Consider the following 15545-nt stretch of genomic DNA (forward strand, 5'->3'; position numbering starts at 1 on the left):
TCGACGTTGCGGCTGGTTCCTCCCTTGGCGCCTGCGAGGAGCGCGCTATGCGGACTTTGGATCAGCGATAACGCATTGGCCGCCCGTGGGTTGTAACATATTTGACATCTCCGGCGAATGGAAAAATCCGCCACTTTGTTTCCCTTTTGTACCCTTTACCTCTTCACATCTGCGCGATCTGTCGCCATATTCGCCTCATGGCCAAATCATCGAAAAAATCCCCCGCCCCGACCGGTTTCGAAGAGGCGCCGCAGGCACCGTTTGAAGGCGCGCCGCTCAGCGGCAGCGTTGCCGATTGGGTGAAGCAGCTCGAAGCCGATGCGGAAGCGTCCGGCGTCGAAACCCAGCGCGAGATCGCTTCGAAGGCCGGCAAGCACCGCAAGAAAGTGGAAATAGCTGCATCCAAATCAGGACGCGGCACATCGATGGGTGGATCGACCGATCCGAAAACGCGTGCCGCTGCCGGTCTCAACCCGGTGGCCGGTCTCGATATCGCGCTTGAAGACGCCGACAAGATTTCGCGCGAAGGCGTTACAGCCACCGTCGAGGCGCTATCGAAGCTAATCGAAAGCGGTAATCCTCTCTTCAAGGACGGCAAGCTCTGGACGCCGCACCGCCCTGCCCGGCCGGCGAAATCCGAAGGCGGCATCCGGATCCGCATGGATTCGGAGTATCAGCCCGCAGGCGACCAGCCGACGGCGATCCGCGATCTTGTCGAGGGATTGGAGAATGGCGAGCGCAGTCAGGTTCTGCTCGGCGTCACCGGTTCAGGCAAGACCTTCACCATGGCCAAGGTGATCGAGGCGACACAACGCCCCGCCGTCATCCTGGCGCCGAACAAGACGCTGGCGGCACAGCTCTATTCCGAGTTCAAGAATTTCTTCCCGGACAACGCGGTCGAGTACTTCGTCTCCTACTACGACTATTATCAGCCGGAAGCCTATGTGCCGCGTTCGGACACCTTCATCGAGAAGGAAAGTTCGATCAACGAGCAGATCGACCGCATGCGCCACTCGGCAACGCGCTCGCTGCTGGAACGCGACGATTGCATCATCGTCGCATCGGTTTCGTGCATCTACGGTATCGGCTCGGTCGAAACCTATACCGCGATGACGTTCCAGATGAATGTCGGCGACCGGTTGGACCAGCGTCAGCTTCTCGCAGACCTCGTGGCGCAGCAATACAAGCGCCGCGACATGGATTTCATCCGCGGCTCCTTCCGCGTTCGCGGCGATACGATCGAAATCTTCCCGGCCCACTTGGAGGATGCCGCATGGCGCATCTCCATGTTCGGCGATGAGATCGACGCCATCACCGAATTCGATCCGCTGACCGGCCAGAAGACCGGCGACCTGAAATCGGTGAAGATCTACGCCAATTCGCACTATGTTACGCCGCGCCCGACGCTGAACGGCGCCATCAAGGCGATCAAGGAAGAGCTGAAAATCCGGCTGGCCGAGCTGGAAAAGGCCGGACGCCTGCTCGAGGCGCAGCGCCTGGAACAGCGCACGCGCTACGATATCGAGATGCTCGAAGCCACCGGCTCCTGCGCCGGCATCGAGAATTATTCGCGCTATCTGACTGGCCGAAATCCCGGTGAACCGCCGCCGACTTTGTTCGAATATATCCCTGACAATGCCTTGCTGTTTATCGACGAAAGCCACGTCTCGGTCAGCCAGATCGGCGGCATGTACCGAGGCGACTTCCGGCGCAAGGCGACGCTCGCCGAATACGGTTTCCGTCTGCCCTCCTGCATGGACAACCGGCCGCTGCGCTTCGAGGAATGGGACGCCATGCGCCCGGATACGATCGCGGTTTCGGCAACGCCGGGCAGTTGGGAAATGGAGCAATCCGGCGGTGTCTTTGCGGAACAGGTCATTCGCCCGACCGGCCTCATCGACCCGCCTGTCGAAGTGCGCTCTGCCCGCACCCAAGTCGACGACGTGCTCGGCGAAATCCGCGAAACCGCCGCCAAGGGCTATCGCACGCTCTGCACCGTGCTCACCAAGCGCATGGCCGAGGACCTGACGGAATATCTGCATGAACAGGGCGTGCGCGTGCGCTACATGCACTCGGACATCGACACGCTGGAACGCATCGAGATCATTCGCGATCTTCGCTTGGGCGCTTTCGACGTACTCGTCGGCATCAACCTGCTGCGCGAGGGTCTCGACATTCCGGAATGTGGCTTCGTCGCCATCCTCGATGCCGACAAGGAAGGCTTCCTGCGCTCGGAAACGTCGCTTATCCAGACGATCGGCCGTGCCGCGCGTAACGTCGACGGCAAGGTCATCCTTTATGCCGATACCATTACCGGCTCGATGCAGCGGGCGATGGACGAGACCAGCCGCCGCCGCGAAAAGCAGATGGCCTACAACAAGGAACACGGCATCACGCCGGAATCGGTCAAGGCTAAGATTTCCGATATCCTCGACAGCGTCTACGAGAAGGACCATGTCCGCGCCGATATCGGTGGCGCCTCCGGCAAGGGCTTTGCCGATGGCGGCCACCTCGTCGGTAACAATCTGCAGGCCCACCTCAACGCGCTGGAGAAATCCATGCGTGATGCCGCTGCCGACCTGGACTTCGAAAAGGCGGCACGGCTGCGCGACGAGATCAAGCGCCTCAAGGCCGTCGAACTCGCCGCCATGGACGATCCGCTCGCCCGCGAGGAAGCGAAGAGCCTCGAAAGCCGCGGTTCTTCATCGAGCAAACGTGCACCGCCAGCGCCAGATACCTCCCGCTCCTATTTCGCCAAGCCGAGCCTCGACGAAATGGGACCGGGCAGCGATGCCGGCACGCCGCTCTTCCGCAAGAATACATTGGACGAGATGACTGTCGGCCGCACCGAAAAGCCTGTCACAGGCAGAGTGCCGGACAAGCCAATCACCCGGGCAAAGCCGGGCGTCGGCTCCTATGAGGACCCGGTGGACGAGAAGCAGCGCAAGGGGCGGACAAAGGGCAAAACGGGACGGCCCGGGCGATAAGGCGACCGCGATTGTCGGATATCTGCCGCCGGGTGCTGCCGATTTTATGAAGGCTGAGGCCTGCGAGCGTGGAGCAATGCCTTGCTGACGAGGCTGCAACTGCTACATGGCATCATATGAGAAGGCTCACGAGGAGACGGAAGGCGCTTGAGCGCGTACCGGGCCGGTGGGAAGCGATAGCAAGCTGGGGAGAAAGACCGATGTCCGAGCCTTTGATCGTCCGTCGCGAGACCCATGTCTCAGCGCCGCCTGCCGCAATATTCGCACTGCTGACCGATCCAGAAAAGATCCTGCGCTGGATGGGCACGGAGGCCCGGACGGAGCCGGAGCCTGGCGGCATCTATCTCGTCAACGTCACCGGCGCCCGTGCCGCGCGCGGCACTTTCCGCGAAGTCGTTCCGGTTCATCGCCTCGCCTATAGCTTCGGCTGGGAAGGCAGCGAGGAGGTGCCTCCCGGATCGAGCCTTGTGGAGATCGACCTGATCGAGCAACCCGACGGGACGCTGGTGCGCCTCACCCATACCGGCCTGCCGACCGTCGAACAATGCGAAGCGCACGCAAAGGGTTGGGCGCATTATCTCGACCGCATGGCAGCGGTGGCTGCCGGACGCGATCCCGGTCCGGACCCTATGCGCGGCCACGACGGCAGGAGCTGATGGAATTTTGAGCGCGCCGCCATCGGGCCAGATGCTCGATGGCCGCGATAGCACTGCCCCGCGACAGCCATTGCTTATGGCATTTTGCTTTCAAATGTCGTTGGCATGGCCACACGGGCACGGATGACAGCCGGCAAGCGTCATGGCATGATCGCCGCATGGATTTGCCCGCTCCCCTCGCCTGGCTGGTCGACGAAGCCGGCACCTCGCCCAGCCCCGAACGCTTCCTGGCCGATCTGGGCGGACATCTATTGGCCGCCGGCCTCCCGCTTGCCGGCGGCGCGCTGACGCTCGCCGCGCCGCATCCGATCATCACGCAGCATACGTGGCTCTGGCGCGCCGAGACCGGAGCGGTGACCGAAGCTCTCGGCTTCGCCGGCACGGCGCTCGGACAGGCCGGCCGCGATTGGCTCGGTGATCTCGGCCCGATATGCGAGGAAACGATCGGGATCGCGCCCGGCAATTCCGTGCTTGCCTGGGCAAGCATCCGGCCGTTCAGCACCTCCGAAGCGGAAAACCTGCGCGAGATCGCCCGATTTGCCGCAGCCCCCTTGGCGGGATTGGTTGCACGCGCCACTCTATCCACCCTGCTCGAAGCCTATCTCGGCCGCAGAAGTGCAGCGCGCGTGCAAGCGGGCGCGCTCAGCCGCAACAGCGGCGAGACCATCCGCGCGGCCCTGCTCTGCGCCGATCTGCGGGATTTCACCGCCCTTTCCGAAGCGACTGAACCAAGCGTCGTGATCGCGGCGCTCGATGCCTGGTTCGACCGCGTCGCCGGCGCCGTGCATGCCTTCGGCGGCGAAGTGCTGAAATTCATGGGCGATGGCGTGCTGGCAATATTCCCCGTGAGCGGGACACCGAAGGAAGCCTGCGAGGCGGCCTTGCGCGCCGCCACCGCCATACGCGCCGGCATGGCGCATCTCGACGCGACGCGGACAAGCCAAGGCCTGCCGCTGCTCCCCTTTGGCGTCGCGCTGCATTTCGGCGACATGCTCTGGGGCAACATCGGCGCTGCCGATCGGCTGGACTTTACCGCGATCGGCCCCGCGGTCAACCTCGTCAGCCGGCTGGAGGGCCTCTGCAAGCCGCTCGGACGCAATATTCTCGTTTCCGGATCGGTCGCATCCGAGACGGCGATGCCGCTGCTGTCCTTGGGAAGTTATGAGCTACGGGGGATTGCCGAGCCCTGTGCGGTGTTTACGCTCGTAAATGCGTGACTCTAAAAGCGATTTGCGCCCCTAGAGTCTACTGTAAGCATTACAAGATCTCCAGTACCGCTTACAATACAACCTCTTTCAAAAAAACCCCAGGTAGTCAACTATGATTAGATTTTAGGAGGCCTTTATTTTTCAGAGACTGCTTAATTTGGAGATGTCTCTTATCCGCTGCTGCAGTTGGCTTCTCCAAATTATTTTCTTTTGTAGGAGAGCGTTCTCTGTACCCACGCTCGTTGGTAATCGGCAACAACATCGAAAGCTGTTGTTCTTTCTTCATCTCATATCCCCTCCTTTTCCAATACCGGATGCAAAACCAACTGCTCACGAGTTACGAGGGAGTCCAAAGGCGGCGACGCAAGCGGCCTAGCAGTCTTAGGTATAACCTCTTTTAGCTTACCTGATTCTTTACGTTCTTGCTTGGCGCCAAAAACCCGCGAAAAACTTGAAGGTGAGACACCAGCGTATTGCAAAAAAGCGACCTTGCCACTCTCATTGGTGTTGGTAGTTATAGCATCTGAGTGCAACGTCAATGCTAAACTTTTAGGATAGGGCTCAATGTAGACGACTGTATCAATGCCACTCGCTACAATGTGCCTAGCGCAATTATGGCACGGAAAAGTTGTCGTAAACAGCTTCGATCCGACAATTCCGCCCTTACCTAATCTGGCAACCGAAATAATTGCTTCCATCTCAGCATGAACTGCCCGCGAGAATTCTATTAGATTTTTAACATCCGTATTTCTTAAACTTTGCCTAAGATCAATTGCGTTAACAGAATTACCTACTTTTGCATTAATTTGATCAAATAGCTTATTTTTATGAAAATCATTCCAACACTGACATGCTTTCCACTTATAACATCTATTATCTCCAGATCCGTCATCTATATTATATGTCCCTCCGCCGAATTTTGGCACGTCGTTAGCACCTTGGCCAATTATTTCACCGGTTTTCGAGACAATTACAGCGCCAACTTGTCTGGAGAGACAAGCCGAATTTAATGAGATGCCCGACGCGGCCTGCATTGCGTACTCATCACGGGTAGGCGTTTGGACGCCAACTCCAAAAATCAAGTTTAAAAACCTATCTACGGCGATACCGACGTTGTCAGTGTTATCTTCGTCGTTGCGAAAGAAGATATCCGCGTAATTCATCGTTTTACGAACTGATTGTCCGGAATCCAAACCTTCATCATAATCAGCATCTTTGATTTTTGATAGATAAGCAGAACTAGCCACATTACTTTCCAACCGAGATATTCTTTTTTCCTCTGGTGAAAAAACACCGACTAGCCAGAATAAATCTCCGTAAACCTTCCTAAGAACGGCAACCTCTTCCGGATTTTTTAAGGAATCTATTATCGTGCAATATCGTCTATCCTCGCCGCTTTCGCTATCATTTCGGGTCTTATATATTTGATCTATACTCAGGATTCCAAGAACATCATTTGAGTGCCTCCCCCTAAGTCGGTTGCCAATATCTTGAAGCTTTTCAACCCTATGAGAGTCATTTGCATCAACTTTAATCGCACCGACACTTTCAGCATGACTATTTATTATCTCACTAATCTTTATTATATTAGCTTTATAAGAAAAGTTTTCTTCTATTTTCTTTTTAATTAAATTTGCAACAGTCGATGCCCCTGATCCAATCGGCGCAACCATGGCAAAGACAAGCTCCTGCGTTCTCCGCTGATCTAGACTCAACGGCTTTTCTTGCTCATCCTCTATAGACTGCTCGACTTGAATTTCATTTGCAGAGTATTTCTTATCTGGGGAGGCTGCCATCACATCACCAAGAACGATTCATTTCCGGCTAAAGAACCCAATATTCTTAAACTTAGCAAGCATTTAAAGCGTAAGTTGAAAAGACTCTTCGGATAATCGCGTATTCTCCGTATTTTTGGCAATATAGCCGTCTCTATTTGGGCTACTCTGTAGCTATTTTTTAGCCCCGCGTTCAGCGACCCAACCCCTTGAAATTCCCCACCCTATCCTACCCGTTTCCCACCCTGCCCCGATATTGCCCCTTGCCTTTTTCCACAAACCCTGTCACCCATATGCATGCTCGGGCATTTGCATGCCGGTGACTGGACTGATTTGGTGATCCGCTTGCGGCAGGCAGCGGTTGGGTCTTCTGACCCGCGCAGACGTTCTTTCCCCGTACGTGAACTTCTCGACTGGCTTTCGCATGTTGCGGAAGCAAAGCCGTCCGGGTTCATCCGGATAAACTAAGACTGATGGGTAAAGGACTATCCCCCATGGCCACCAAGGGCACCGTAAAATTCTTCAACCAGGACAAGGGTTTTGGTTTCATCACTCCTGACGGCGGCGCGAAGGACGTTTTCGTCCACATCTCCGCTCTTCAGGCTTCCGGCATCCAGTCGCTGCGCGAAGGCCAGCAGGTCACCTTCGACACCGAGCCGGATCGCATGGGCAAGGGCCCGAAGGCTGTCAACATCCAGGCTAACTAAGCCCCGGGTGACTGCCTGAATAAGGTTTTCGGACGGCGCGGTGCAAACCGCGCCGTTTTTCGTTTGATCTTTTTTCGTTTGCTGGATGAGGTTTGCAACGGGTTCGAGTCCTATCTCGCCCTTGGCGGGTGAGATAGGCCCCCTCAAGCGCTAACCGGTTCACCCTCGCCGGCAAAGTCCACTGCCGCGAAGGCGGCCGCAATCACCTCCGGCCCAGCCCCCGGCTTATTGGCGTCGGTGGACAGGATCTGGCGATAGCGGCGCGAGCCCGGCAAGCCGGTAAAGAGGCCGACCATGTGCCGCGCGACATGCTGCAGGCGGCCACCGTTGGCGATGTGGCGCTCCACATACTCCATCATCCGGTCGCGCAGTCCGTTCCAGTCGGCCTCGGTAGCCGGTTCGCCAAAGAAGCGATGGTCGACATCGGCAAGGATCGCAGCATTCTGATAGGCGGCGCGACCGAGCATGACGCCGTCAACGTGAGCCGAATGCGCCTCGGCTTGATCCAGCGTCTGAATGCCGCCATTGATGCCGATGAACACATCGGGCCAGCGCTGCTTCATGCGATAGACGATGTCATAATCAAGCGGCGGTATTTCGCGATTCTCTTTCGGCGACAGGCCCTTCAGCCAAGCCTTGCGGGCATGGATCCAGATTGCATCGGCGCCGGCATCGAGCACGCGCGTCATCAGCTCCGGCAAGGCCTCTTCCGGCTCCTGCTCATCGACGCCGATCCGACATTTCACGGTGACAGGCGCCTTCGAAACCGCCTTCATCGCCGCAATGCAGGATGCGACCGTCTCCGGCGTCAGCATCAGGCAGGCGCCGAAGGTGCCTGACTGCACGCGATCGGACGGGCAGCCGACATTGAGATTGATCTCGTCATAATGATACGCCTCAGCAATCCGCAAAGCCTCGGCAAGCTTGGCCGGATCGGAACCGCCGAGCTGCAGCGCGACAGGATGTTCGGCAGCATCATGCCCCAGCAACCGGTCGCGCGGCCCGTGAATGATCGCATCGGCCACCACCATCTCGGTATAGAGCAATGCATGCCGGCTCATCTGCCGATGCAAGTATCTGCAATGGCGATCCGTCCAGTCGATCATCGGGGCAACCGCAAAGATCTTGCGGCCAGTTTTCAGCGCGTCGCTATACATGGGAAACCTTTCTGATCCGCGCTCTACACCAAATCCCTCAAAAAGGCCAGTTTTCGTGGCAGTCACAATGATGCTAGTTTGCCGGACGGAGTCGGAGGGCAACAGGCCTTCTCGAGAAAGAACAAGAGTTTCGAAAGCCCATATGAACGCCCCATTGACGACAGTCATTCCGCCGCCCGCCCCTGTCCTTCTGCCGATCGAAGGTGAGACCGAGTTTTTCCCTGTACGTCGTGTCTATTGCGTCGGCCGCAACTATGCCGACCACGCCATCGAGATGGGTCATGACCCTACCCGCGAACCGCCATTCTTTTTCCAGAAAAACCCCGACAATCTGCTGGTCTCCCGCGACTTTCCCTATCCCGCCCTGTCGTCGGACGTGCACCACGAAGTGGAGCTTGTCGTAGCGTTGCGTAGCGGCGGCACGAACATCCCGGTAGAGCAGGCACTCGACTGCGTCTATGGCTATGGCGTCGGCATTGATTTTACCCGTCGTGACCTGCAGGGCGAGGCCAAGAAGCTCGGCCGCCCCTGGGAAATCGGCAAGGCCTTCGATCATTCGGCACCCATCTCCGCGCTCATACCCGCCACCCACGTCGGCCATCCAGACAAGGGCGGCATCTGGCTGATGCGCAATGGCGAGGCCGCACAAAGAGGCGATCTCTCCCAGATGATCTGGAAGGTGCCTGAGATCATCGCCGAGCTTTCCAAGCTCTTCACGCTCGCGCCGGGCGATATCATCATGACCGGCACACCCGCCGGCGTCGGTCCTGTTGCGCGGGGCGACCGGATCAGCTGCGCCGTCGATGGCGTCGCAAACCTGGTACTGAACGTCGTCTGACCGAGGAGGATCGACCATGCCGCTCTACGCCCTTGCCGGCTCGACGCCGAAAACACCCGAGCCGGGCCGTTACTGGATCGCGCCCGATGCCAGCGTCATCGGCAAGGTCGAAATCGGCGAAGATGTCGGCATCTGGTTCGGCGCAGTGCTACGTGGCGACAACGAGCCGATCGTCGTTGGCAAGGACACGAATATCCAGGAAGGCACGATGGTCCATACCGATCCGGCCTACCCGACCACCATCGGCGAAGGCTGCACCATCGGCCATCATGCCATCATTCACGGCTGCACCATCGGCAACAACTCCTTGATCGGCATGGGCGCAACGATCCTGAACGGCGCGAAGATCGGCAACAATTGCCTCGTCGGCGCCAATGCGCTTGTCACGGAAGGCAAGGAATTTCCGGATGGCTCGCTGATCGTCGGCGCACCGGCAAGAGCGATCCGCACGCTGGATGAAGCCGCGATCGAAGGCCTGCGCCGCTCCGCCCGCAACTATGTCGCCAACTGGCAGCGCTTCGCACGCGATCTTAAAAGATTGGATTAGAAATTTCTAATAACTATTTGCCGAGTATGAAATAAACGGCGATTCGCAGATCAAGCCGCGCAATTGGCGCAATGACCGCGAATTTCGATGGTCGACTTTTCCGCCTTGAACTTCTGCGATTTCAGCCAGTCCATCAGCCGATGATCCACCTCGTGATCGTGAAACTCGATCACTTGGCCGCAGCTTTCGCAGATGGCGAAGGCGACGAGGCCATGGCTATGGCAATCCTCATGCGGATGGGCGCAGGCGACGAAGGAATTGATGCTTTCGAGCCGATGCACCACGCCGTATTCCAGCAGCTTGTCCAGCGCGCGATAGACCTGCAGCGGCGCGCGAAAGCCCTGATCGCGCAGCTTGTCGAGAATGGTATAGGCGCTGAGCGGCGCTTCCGCCTTGGTCAGGATATCGAAAACGAGAGACTGGTTCTTGGTGAGCATCGGAGTGGTCATGATGACTGTCCTCTCTGTTGCGCCGCTGGCGTGCCGCTCCTGCGAACAAGGGGCAGCAGACTGATGATAAATAGAACGAGCGCCGCAACCACGATCGACGGGCCGGACGGTGTGTCGTAGCGCAGCGACCCGAATAGCCCGCCGACAACGGCGATAGCGCCGAGCAGCGAAGCAAAGATCGCCATCGTTTCCGGCGTGGCGGCAAAGCGGCGTGCGGTGGCCGCGGGGATGATCAGAAGCGCGGTGATAAGCAGGATACCGACGATTTTCATGGCAATCGCGATCACCACGGCCATCAGCAGCATGAAGAACAGCCTTGCGCGCTCCGGCCGCAACCCTTCCGCCTCGGCAAGTTCGGGATTGACGGTCGAAGCCAAAAGCGGCCGCCAGAGCCAAGCGATTGCCGCCAGGACGAAGATGCCGCCGCCCCATATCACCGCAATGTCCGACTGGGTGACAGCCAGAATGTCGCCGAAGAGGAAAGCAATGAGATCGATCCTCACCCAGCTCATGAAGGCGACGATGACCAGGCCGATCGCCAGCGTCGCATGCGAGAGGATGCCGAGCAGCGCGTCAGCCGACAGCGCCTGCCGCCGCTGCAGGAACAGGAGCAGAATCGAGACAAGTGCAGCAACGGCAAAAACTGACAGTGTCACATTAAGCTGAAACAGTAGCGAGAGCGCCACGCCGAGCAGCGCCGAATGTGAGATCGTATCGCCGAAATAGGCCATGCGTCGCCAGATGATGAAACAGCCGAGCGGCCCGGTCGTCAGCGCCAGCCCGACGCCGGCCACGACGGCGCGCAGGAAGAAATCGTCAAACATGGCGTTCTCCCTTGCTGTGGTCATGATTGTGATCATGGCCATGATGGTGACCATGATCGTCATGTTCATGAGGGTGGTGGCCGTCGTCGGCATGGCAATGATCTGTTATCGAGCCGTCAGCATGTTGTACGCGGCCATCAGGCAGATGCGTGTGGTCGTGATGATGGCTGTAGATCGCCAGGGATTGTGCCGCCCGCGTACCGAACAGTTTTACATATTCCGGGCTCTGGCTGACGGTCTGCGGCGTGCCGCGGCAGCAGACATGGCCGTTCAGGCAAACCACGGTATCCGTGGCCGCCATGACGACATGCAAATCATGTGAAATCAGCAGGATACCGCAGCCCTGTGAATTGCGGATGGACTTGATGAGATCGTAAAGCGCGATCTCGCCGTTGAAATCCACGCCTTGCACGGGCTCGTCCAGCACAAGTAGATCGGGCTTGCGGGCGATGGCGCGCGCCAATAGCGCCCGCTGGAATTCGCCGCCGGAAAGATGCTGCACCTCGGCCTTGGCAAGATGCGCGATGCCGACGGCTTCCAGCGCCGCGATCAGCTCACGCTCCGGCAAAGGTCCCGTCAGCGTCATCAACCGCTGCACGCTGAGCGGCAAGGTCCAATCGATCGCAAGCTTCTGCGGGACATAGCCGACCTTCAGATTGGCAATACGCTCCACGCGCCCTTCGTCCGGCTTCAAGACGCCGATTGCCGTCTTGGCGCTGGTCGACTTGCCGGAACCGTTAGGGCCGATCAGGGTAACGATCTCGCCCCGGCTCACGGAGAAATCGACCCCACGCACCAGCCAGCGGCCGCCGCGTCGGACGCCGACATCATGGAGCGACACGAGCGGACGGCTCTTGCTGTCGATGGAGGAAAGCATGAAATTTCCAATTGCACTATTGCGCCATGCTATCGCACACGTTATAGCATAACGCAATTGATGTAATAACATAACAGACCCATTCAAGGGCATTTCTGGCATGAACGCAGCAAAAACTCTTCTTCCCGTGGCGGCCTCACTTTTCCTTTCCGGCCTGCTCGTCGGTACGACCGCAACCGCAGCCGATGCGCCGAAAGTCGTCGTTTCCATCAAGCCGATCCACTCGTTAGTCGCCGCCGTCATGCAAGGCGTGGGCACCCCGAATCTGATCGTCGATGGTGCTGCTTCGCCGCATACCTACGCGCTGAAGCCCTCGAATGCGCGCAGCCTTCAGGAGGCGAAAGTGGTCTTCTGGGTTGGGCCTGGCATGGAAGCCTTCCTGCAAAAACCGCTTGCCGCACTCGGTTCCAATGCCACCATCGTCGAGCTTGACGATGCGCCCGGCATTACCAAACTCAAGTTCCGCGAAGGCGGCGCCTTCGAACCGCATGACGATGGCGATGAACACGAAGCCAGCGACGATCACGCCCATGGACACGACCATGATCATGGCGAGTTCGATACTCACCTCTGGCTCGATCCGCATAATGCCAAGGCGATGGTCTCCGAGATCACCACTTCCCTGGTCGCGGCGGACCCCGTCAACGCCCTGACCTATCAAGCGAACCAGAAAGCTCTGAACGACAAGCTCGACGCTCTCGATACGGAAATCGCCTCGACCCTCGCCCCGGTGAAGGACAAGCCCTTCATCGTCTTTCACGATGCCTACCAGTATTTCGAGCACCGTTATGGCGTGCGCGTGTCAGGTTCCATCACGGTCAGCCCGGAAACCATTCCGGGGGCGCAGCGCGTCGCCGAGATCCACAGCAAGGTCGCCGACCTCGGCGCGACCTGCGTCTTCGCCGAGCCGCAATTCGAACCGAAGCTGGTCAACGTGGTGCTCGAAGGCACCTCCGCAAAATCGGGAACCCTCGATCCGGAAGCTGCAACGCTGCCGCAGGGGCCGGATCTCTATTTCGACCTGATGCGCGGCATCGCGAGCTCCCTCAAAGCCTGTCTTTCAGCGCAAGGCTGAACATCGCCGAAGGAAGCGGGCATGCTGCTCGCTTTTTTCACCACAACATATGTAATGATATTACATTACAAAGGAAGTTGTCATGAACAAGAAGCTCCCAGTCACCGTACTCTCCGGTTTTCTCGGCGCCGGCAAGACGACGCTGCTCAACCATATCCTCAACAATCGCGAGGGCCTGCGCGTCGCCGTGATCGTCAACGACATGAGCGAGGTCAATATCGATGCGGCACTGGTGCGCGATGGCGGCGCAAATCTATCCCGGACGGAAGAGCAACTCGTCGAAATGACCAATGGCTGCATCTGTTGCACGCTGCGCGACGATCTGCTGAAGGAAGTCCGCCAGCTCGCAGAGCAGGATCGCTTCGATTATCTGCTGATCGAATCCACAGGCATCGCCGAGCCCCTGCCCGTTGCCACCACCTTCGAGTTCCGCGACGAGGATGGCAGCAGTCTTTCCGACGTTGCCCGGCTCGATACGATGGTGACGGTCGTCGATGCTGCCAATCTTCTCGCCAACTATGGATCGACGGATTTTCTTGCCGATCGTGGCGAGACCGCCGGCGACGGCGACAACCGGACCATCGTCGACCTCCTGGTCGAGCAGATCGAATTTGCCGATGTCGTCGTTCTCAACAAGGTCGGCGCGGCGACGGCAGAGCAACGCGACGCCGCCCGCAAGATCATCGTCGGCCTCAACCCCGATGCACGTCTGATCGAAGCCGACTTCGGTGTGGTGGAACCATCGGAGGTTCTAGGTACCGGACGCTTCGACATCGATCGCGCCGAAACCCATCCGCTGTGGTACAAGGAGCTGCACGGCTTCAAAGATCACGTTCCGGAAACGGAGGAATATGGCATCCGTTCCTTCGTCTATCGCGCGAAGAAACCGTTCGATCCTCTTAAATTCCAGGCCTTTCTCAATCGGTCATGGCCGGGTGTCATTCGCGCGAAGGGCTTCTTCTGGCTCGCGACCAGGCCCTATTATGTCGGCGAGCTGAGCCAGGCCGGCGCGCTCGTCCGGACGAGCAAGATGGGCCTCTGGTGGGCAGCCGTGCCGCAAGACCAGTGGCCGCATGATCCGAGCTTCAAGCGTGCCCTGGCGCCTTATCTCGATCCGATATGGGGGGATCGCCGCCAAGAGCTGGTGTTCATCGGTGCCGATCCGATGAACGAAAAGCATCTCACGGCCGAACTGAACGCCTGCCTGATTGAGGCGGACGGCTTCACGCCCGAACGCTGGCGGAACCTGCCCGATCCCTTTGCCAGCTGGAACATGACCGCAGCATGAAGAAGACGAAACCAATCAGATTCCAATGCCATTGTTTCGAATGCAGCTCCGATGACGAGCAGACCGATGATAGATCGAGCTCCGGTACGAGCGAAACGGATCAGGCCAGCATAAAACCAGGCGAAGAGGAGCATCGCCTGATCACGGACGTCATTGGAAAATTGCTGTTTGGTGCCTGAACGGCAGGTTCAGGCCACCAACATGCCCGCGGGAACGGCGATGATCTCATGCATGACCAGCAATGCGCCGATCACTTCTTCCTTGGCACGCAACGGGGTGATGGTGCAGCGAAACACCTTGCCGGGTTCGATCTGCCGATAGGAGGGATAAAGACACTCCACCTTTTCCCCGGCAAAGCAGGCATCGAGCTTCGCCTTCAGACTGATTTCGAAATCTTCCGAACCGATGAATTCCGAGATGTGACGCCCCACAAGCTCCATCGACTTCGATTTCAGAAATTCCGAATTGGCGGCGTTGCTGTAAAGATAGCGATAATCTCGTGTGACGACCGCGACACGATTGGGCAGGCTGTCCAGAATGACATCATTCAGAACGCTGCCTTCCTCGAAGCCGAGCGTATCGTCCCGGTCGATTTTCTCGCTCGAAAAGACCCGGAAAACTTCGCCCGCCGCTTCGCTCGCACCGCCGAAATAACGATCGATCAGTGCCGAAAGCGACGCAGAATTGCGCAGGACCCGTGAGCGATCATCCGCTTCTTCGCGGATGAGATTGTTCATGAACTGGAGCTGCATGTAAATTTCAAGCAGACTCACGGCCTTATAGGCCAGGATAGCTGCGATAAGGGGCTCCAATTCACGATCGAGCGATGCCACAAGCTCGTCGTCGCCAAGTTTTATCGCACGCTGAATCTGACTACATTTCATGGAGAAGGCATGAAAGAGTGCCAGCAAAATTGCCCTCCTGTCCCTGACCACAACAGGACGCAGGGCCTCGATTCCCGGCGCTGCCATGCCCAAGGATATTCAGCTTGGTGTCCGCATTCTCACCAAACTTTCTATATTGTGAATTAACATGACTTATCCCCACTTTCAATCGGGATGAGCAGAAGTTCTCGCCAAAGGAGAACTTTATGAAAAACAAGGCTTATAAGCACAATGACTGGATGCGGGCATGCACTAGGAGCTGCGGCCAACCCA

Annotated in this window: 15 protein-coding genes; 8 read left to right on the forward strand and 7 right to left on the reverse strand. The window is 58.0% G+C overall.

Features of this window, described 5'->3' with window-relative positions:
• Window positions 1-197: 197 nt before the first annotated feature.
• From uvrB to FHX05_RS02845, 3 genes are all read left to right on the forward strand, one after another.
• Window positions 198-2987, forward strand: coding sequence for an excinuclease ABC subunit UvrB (uvrB, locus tag FHX05_RS02835; protein ID WP_112606214.1), 2790 nt, complete (start codon window positions 198-200; stop codon window positions 2985-2987).
• A gap of 200 nt (window positions 2988-3187) precedes the next feature.
• Window positions 3188-3643 (forward strand): SRPBCC family protein, encoded by a 456-nt coding sequence (locus FHX05_RS02840; protein ID WP_113230657.1) that lies wholly within the window; start codon window positions 3188-3190, stop codon window positions 3641-3643.
• 158 nt (window positions 3644-3801) lie between these two features.
• Window positions 3802-4860 carry an adenylate/guanylate cyclase domain-containing protein gene (locus FHX05_RS02845; RefSeq protein ID WP_183870607.1) on the forward strand — a complete coding sequence of 353 codons (1059 nt, stop codon included), beginning with the start codon at window positions 3802-3804 and terminating at the stop codon, window positions 4858-4860.
• Between the two features lie 97 nt (window positions 4861-4957).
• Here FHX05_RS02845 and FHX05_RS02850 read toward each other — a convergent pair whose 3' ends face one another.
• Both FHX05_RS02850 and FHX05_RS02855 read right to left on the reverse strand, forming a co-directional pair.
• A complete protein-coding gene (locus FHX05_RS02850; protein WP_183870608.1) occupies window positions 4958-5137 on the reverse strand; it encodes a hypothetical protein in 180 nt (59 codons plus the stop codon).
• Window position 5138: 1 nt separating this feature from the next.
• Window positions 5139-6647 carry an anti-phage dCTP deaminase gene (locus tag FHX05_RS02855; RefSeq protein WP_183870609.1) on the reverse strand — a complete coding sequence of 503 codons (1509 nt, stop codon included), beginning with the start codon at window positions 6645-6647 and terminating at the stop codon, window positions 5139-5141.
• 473 nt (window positions 6648-7120) lie between these two features.
• Between FHX05_RS02855 and FHX05_RS02860 the strand changes: the two genes are divergently transcribed.
• Complete coding sequence (locus tag FHX05_RS02860; RefSeq protein WP_004109325.1) at window positions 7121-7333, forward strand: cold-shock protein; 213 nt, start codon at window positions 7121-7123, stop codon at window positions 7331-7333.
• Window positions 7334-7476: 143 nt separating this feature from the next.
• Here the strand turns inward: FHX05_RS02860 and dusA are convergent, their stop codons facing one another.
• On the reverse strand, window positions 7477-8490 hold the full coding sequence (gene dusA, locus FHX05_RS02865) for a tRNA dihydrouridine(20/20a) synthase DusA (protein ID WP_183870610.1): 1014 nt from the start codon (window positions 8488-8490) through the stop codon (window positions 7477-7479).
• 142 nt (window positions 8491-8632) lie between these two features.
• Between dusA and FHX05_RS02870 the strand changes: the two genes are divergently transcribed.
• The gene (locus FHX05_RS02870; protein WP_112334639.1) at window positions 8633-9328 is read left to right on the forward strand and encodes a fumarylacetoacetate hydrolase family protein; all 696 of its coding nucleotides are present in this window, start codon (window positions 8633-8635) and stop codon (window positions 9326-9328) included.
• Between the two features lie 16 nt (window positions 9329-9344).
• Window positions 9345-9875 carry a gamma carbonic anhydrase family protein gene (locus FHX05_RS02875; protein ID WP_112411850.1) on the forward strand — a complete coding sequence of 177 codons (531 nt, stop codon included), beginning with the start codon at window positions 9345-9347 and terminating at the stop codon, window positions 9873-9875.
• A 50-nt stretch (window positions 9876-9925) separates the two neighbouring features.
• Here the strand turns inward: FHX05_RS02875 and FHX05_RS02880 are convergent, their stop codons facing one another.
• Genes FHX05_RS02880 through FHX05_RS02890 form a run of 3 tightly spaced genes read right to left on the reverse strand, consistent with a single transcriptional unit; the run spans window position 9926 to window position 12025 of the window.
• Complete coding sequence (locus FHX05_RS02880) at window positions 9926-10324, reverse strand: Fur family transcriptional regulator (protein WP_112334637.1); 399 nt, start codon at window positions 10322-10324, stop codon at window positions 9926-9928.
• Window positions 10321-11148 (reverse strand): zinc ABC transporter permease subunit ZnuB, encoded by an 828-nt coding sequence (znuB, locus tag FHX05_RS02885; RefSeq protein WP_183870611.1) that lies wholly within the window; start codon window positions 11146-11148, stop codon window positions 10321-10323. Before znuB ends, FHX05_RS02880 begins: the two co-directional genes overlap by 4 nt.
• Window positions 11141-12025, reverse strand: a complete 885-nt coding sequence (locus tag FHX05_RS02890) for a metal ABC transporter ATP-binding protein (RefSeq protein ID WP_183870612.1) — start codon at window positions 12023-12025, stop codon at window positions 11141-11143. The genes znuB and FHX05_RS02890 overlap by 8 nt, the downstream gene beginning before the upstream one ends.
• A 100-nt stretch (window positions 12026-12125) precedes the next feature.
• On the opposite strand from FHX05_RS02890, the gene znuA reads away from it, so the two are divergent.
• A complete protein-coding gene (znuA, locus tag FHX05_RS02895; RefSeq protein WP_112605528.1) occupies window positions 12126-13100 on the forward strand; it encodes a zinc ABC transporter substrate-binding protein ZnuA in 975 nt (324 codons plus the stop codon).
• A gap of 82 nt (window positions 13101-13182) precedes the next feature.
• On the forward strand, window positions 13183-14388 hold the full coding sequence (locus tag FHX05_RS02900; RefSeq protein ID WP_183870613.1) for a GTP-binding protein: 1206 nt from the start codon (window positions 13183-13185) through the stop codon (window positions 14386-14388).
• A 188-nt stretch (window positions 14389-14576) separates the two neighbouring features.
• On the opposite strand, the gene FHX05_RS02905 is transcribed toward FHX05_RS02900, so the two are convergent.
• Window positions 14577-15299 carry a PAS domain-containing protein gene (locus FHX05_RS02905; RefSeq protein WP_112411847.1) on the reverse strand — a complete coding sequence of 241 codons (723 nt, stop codon included), beginning with the start codon at window positions 15297-15299 and terminating at the stop codon, window positions 14577-14579.
• Window positions 15300-15545 lie beyond the last annotated feature (246 nt).

Origin of the sequence: Rhizobium sp. BK491, from assembly GCF_014194925.1 — a bacterium.
Lineage (GTDB): Bacteria > Pseudomonadota > Alphaproteobacteria > Rhizobiales > Rhizobiaceae > Rhizobium.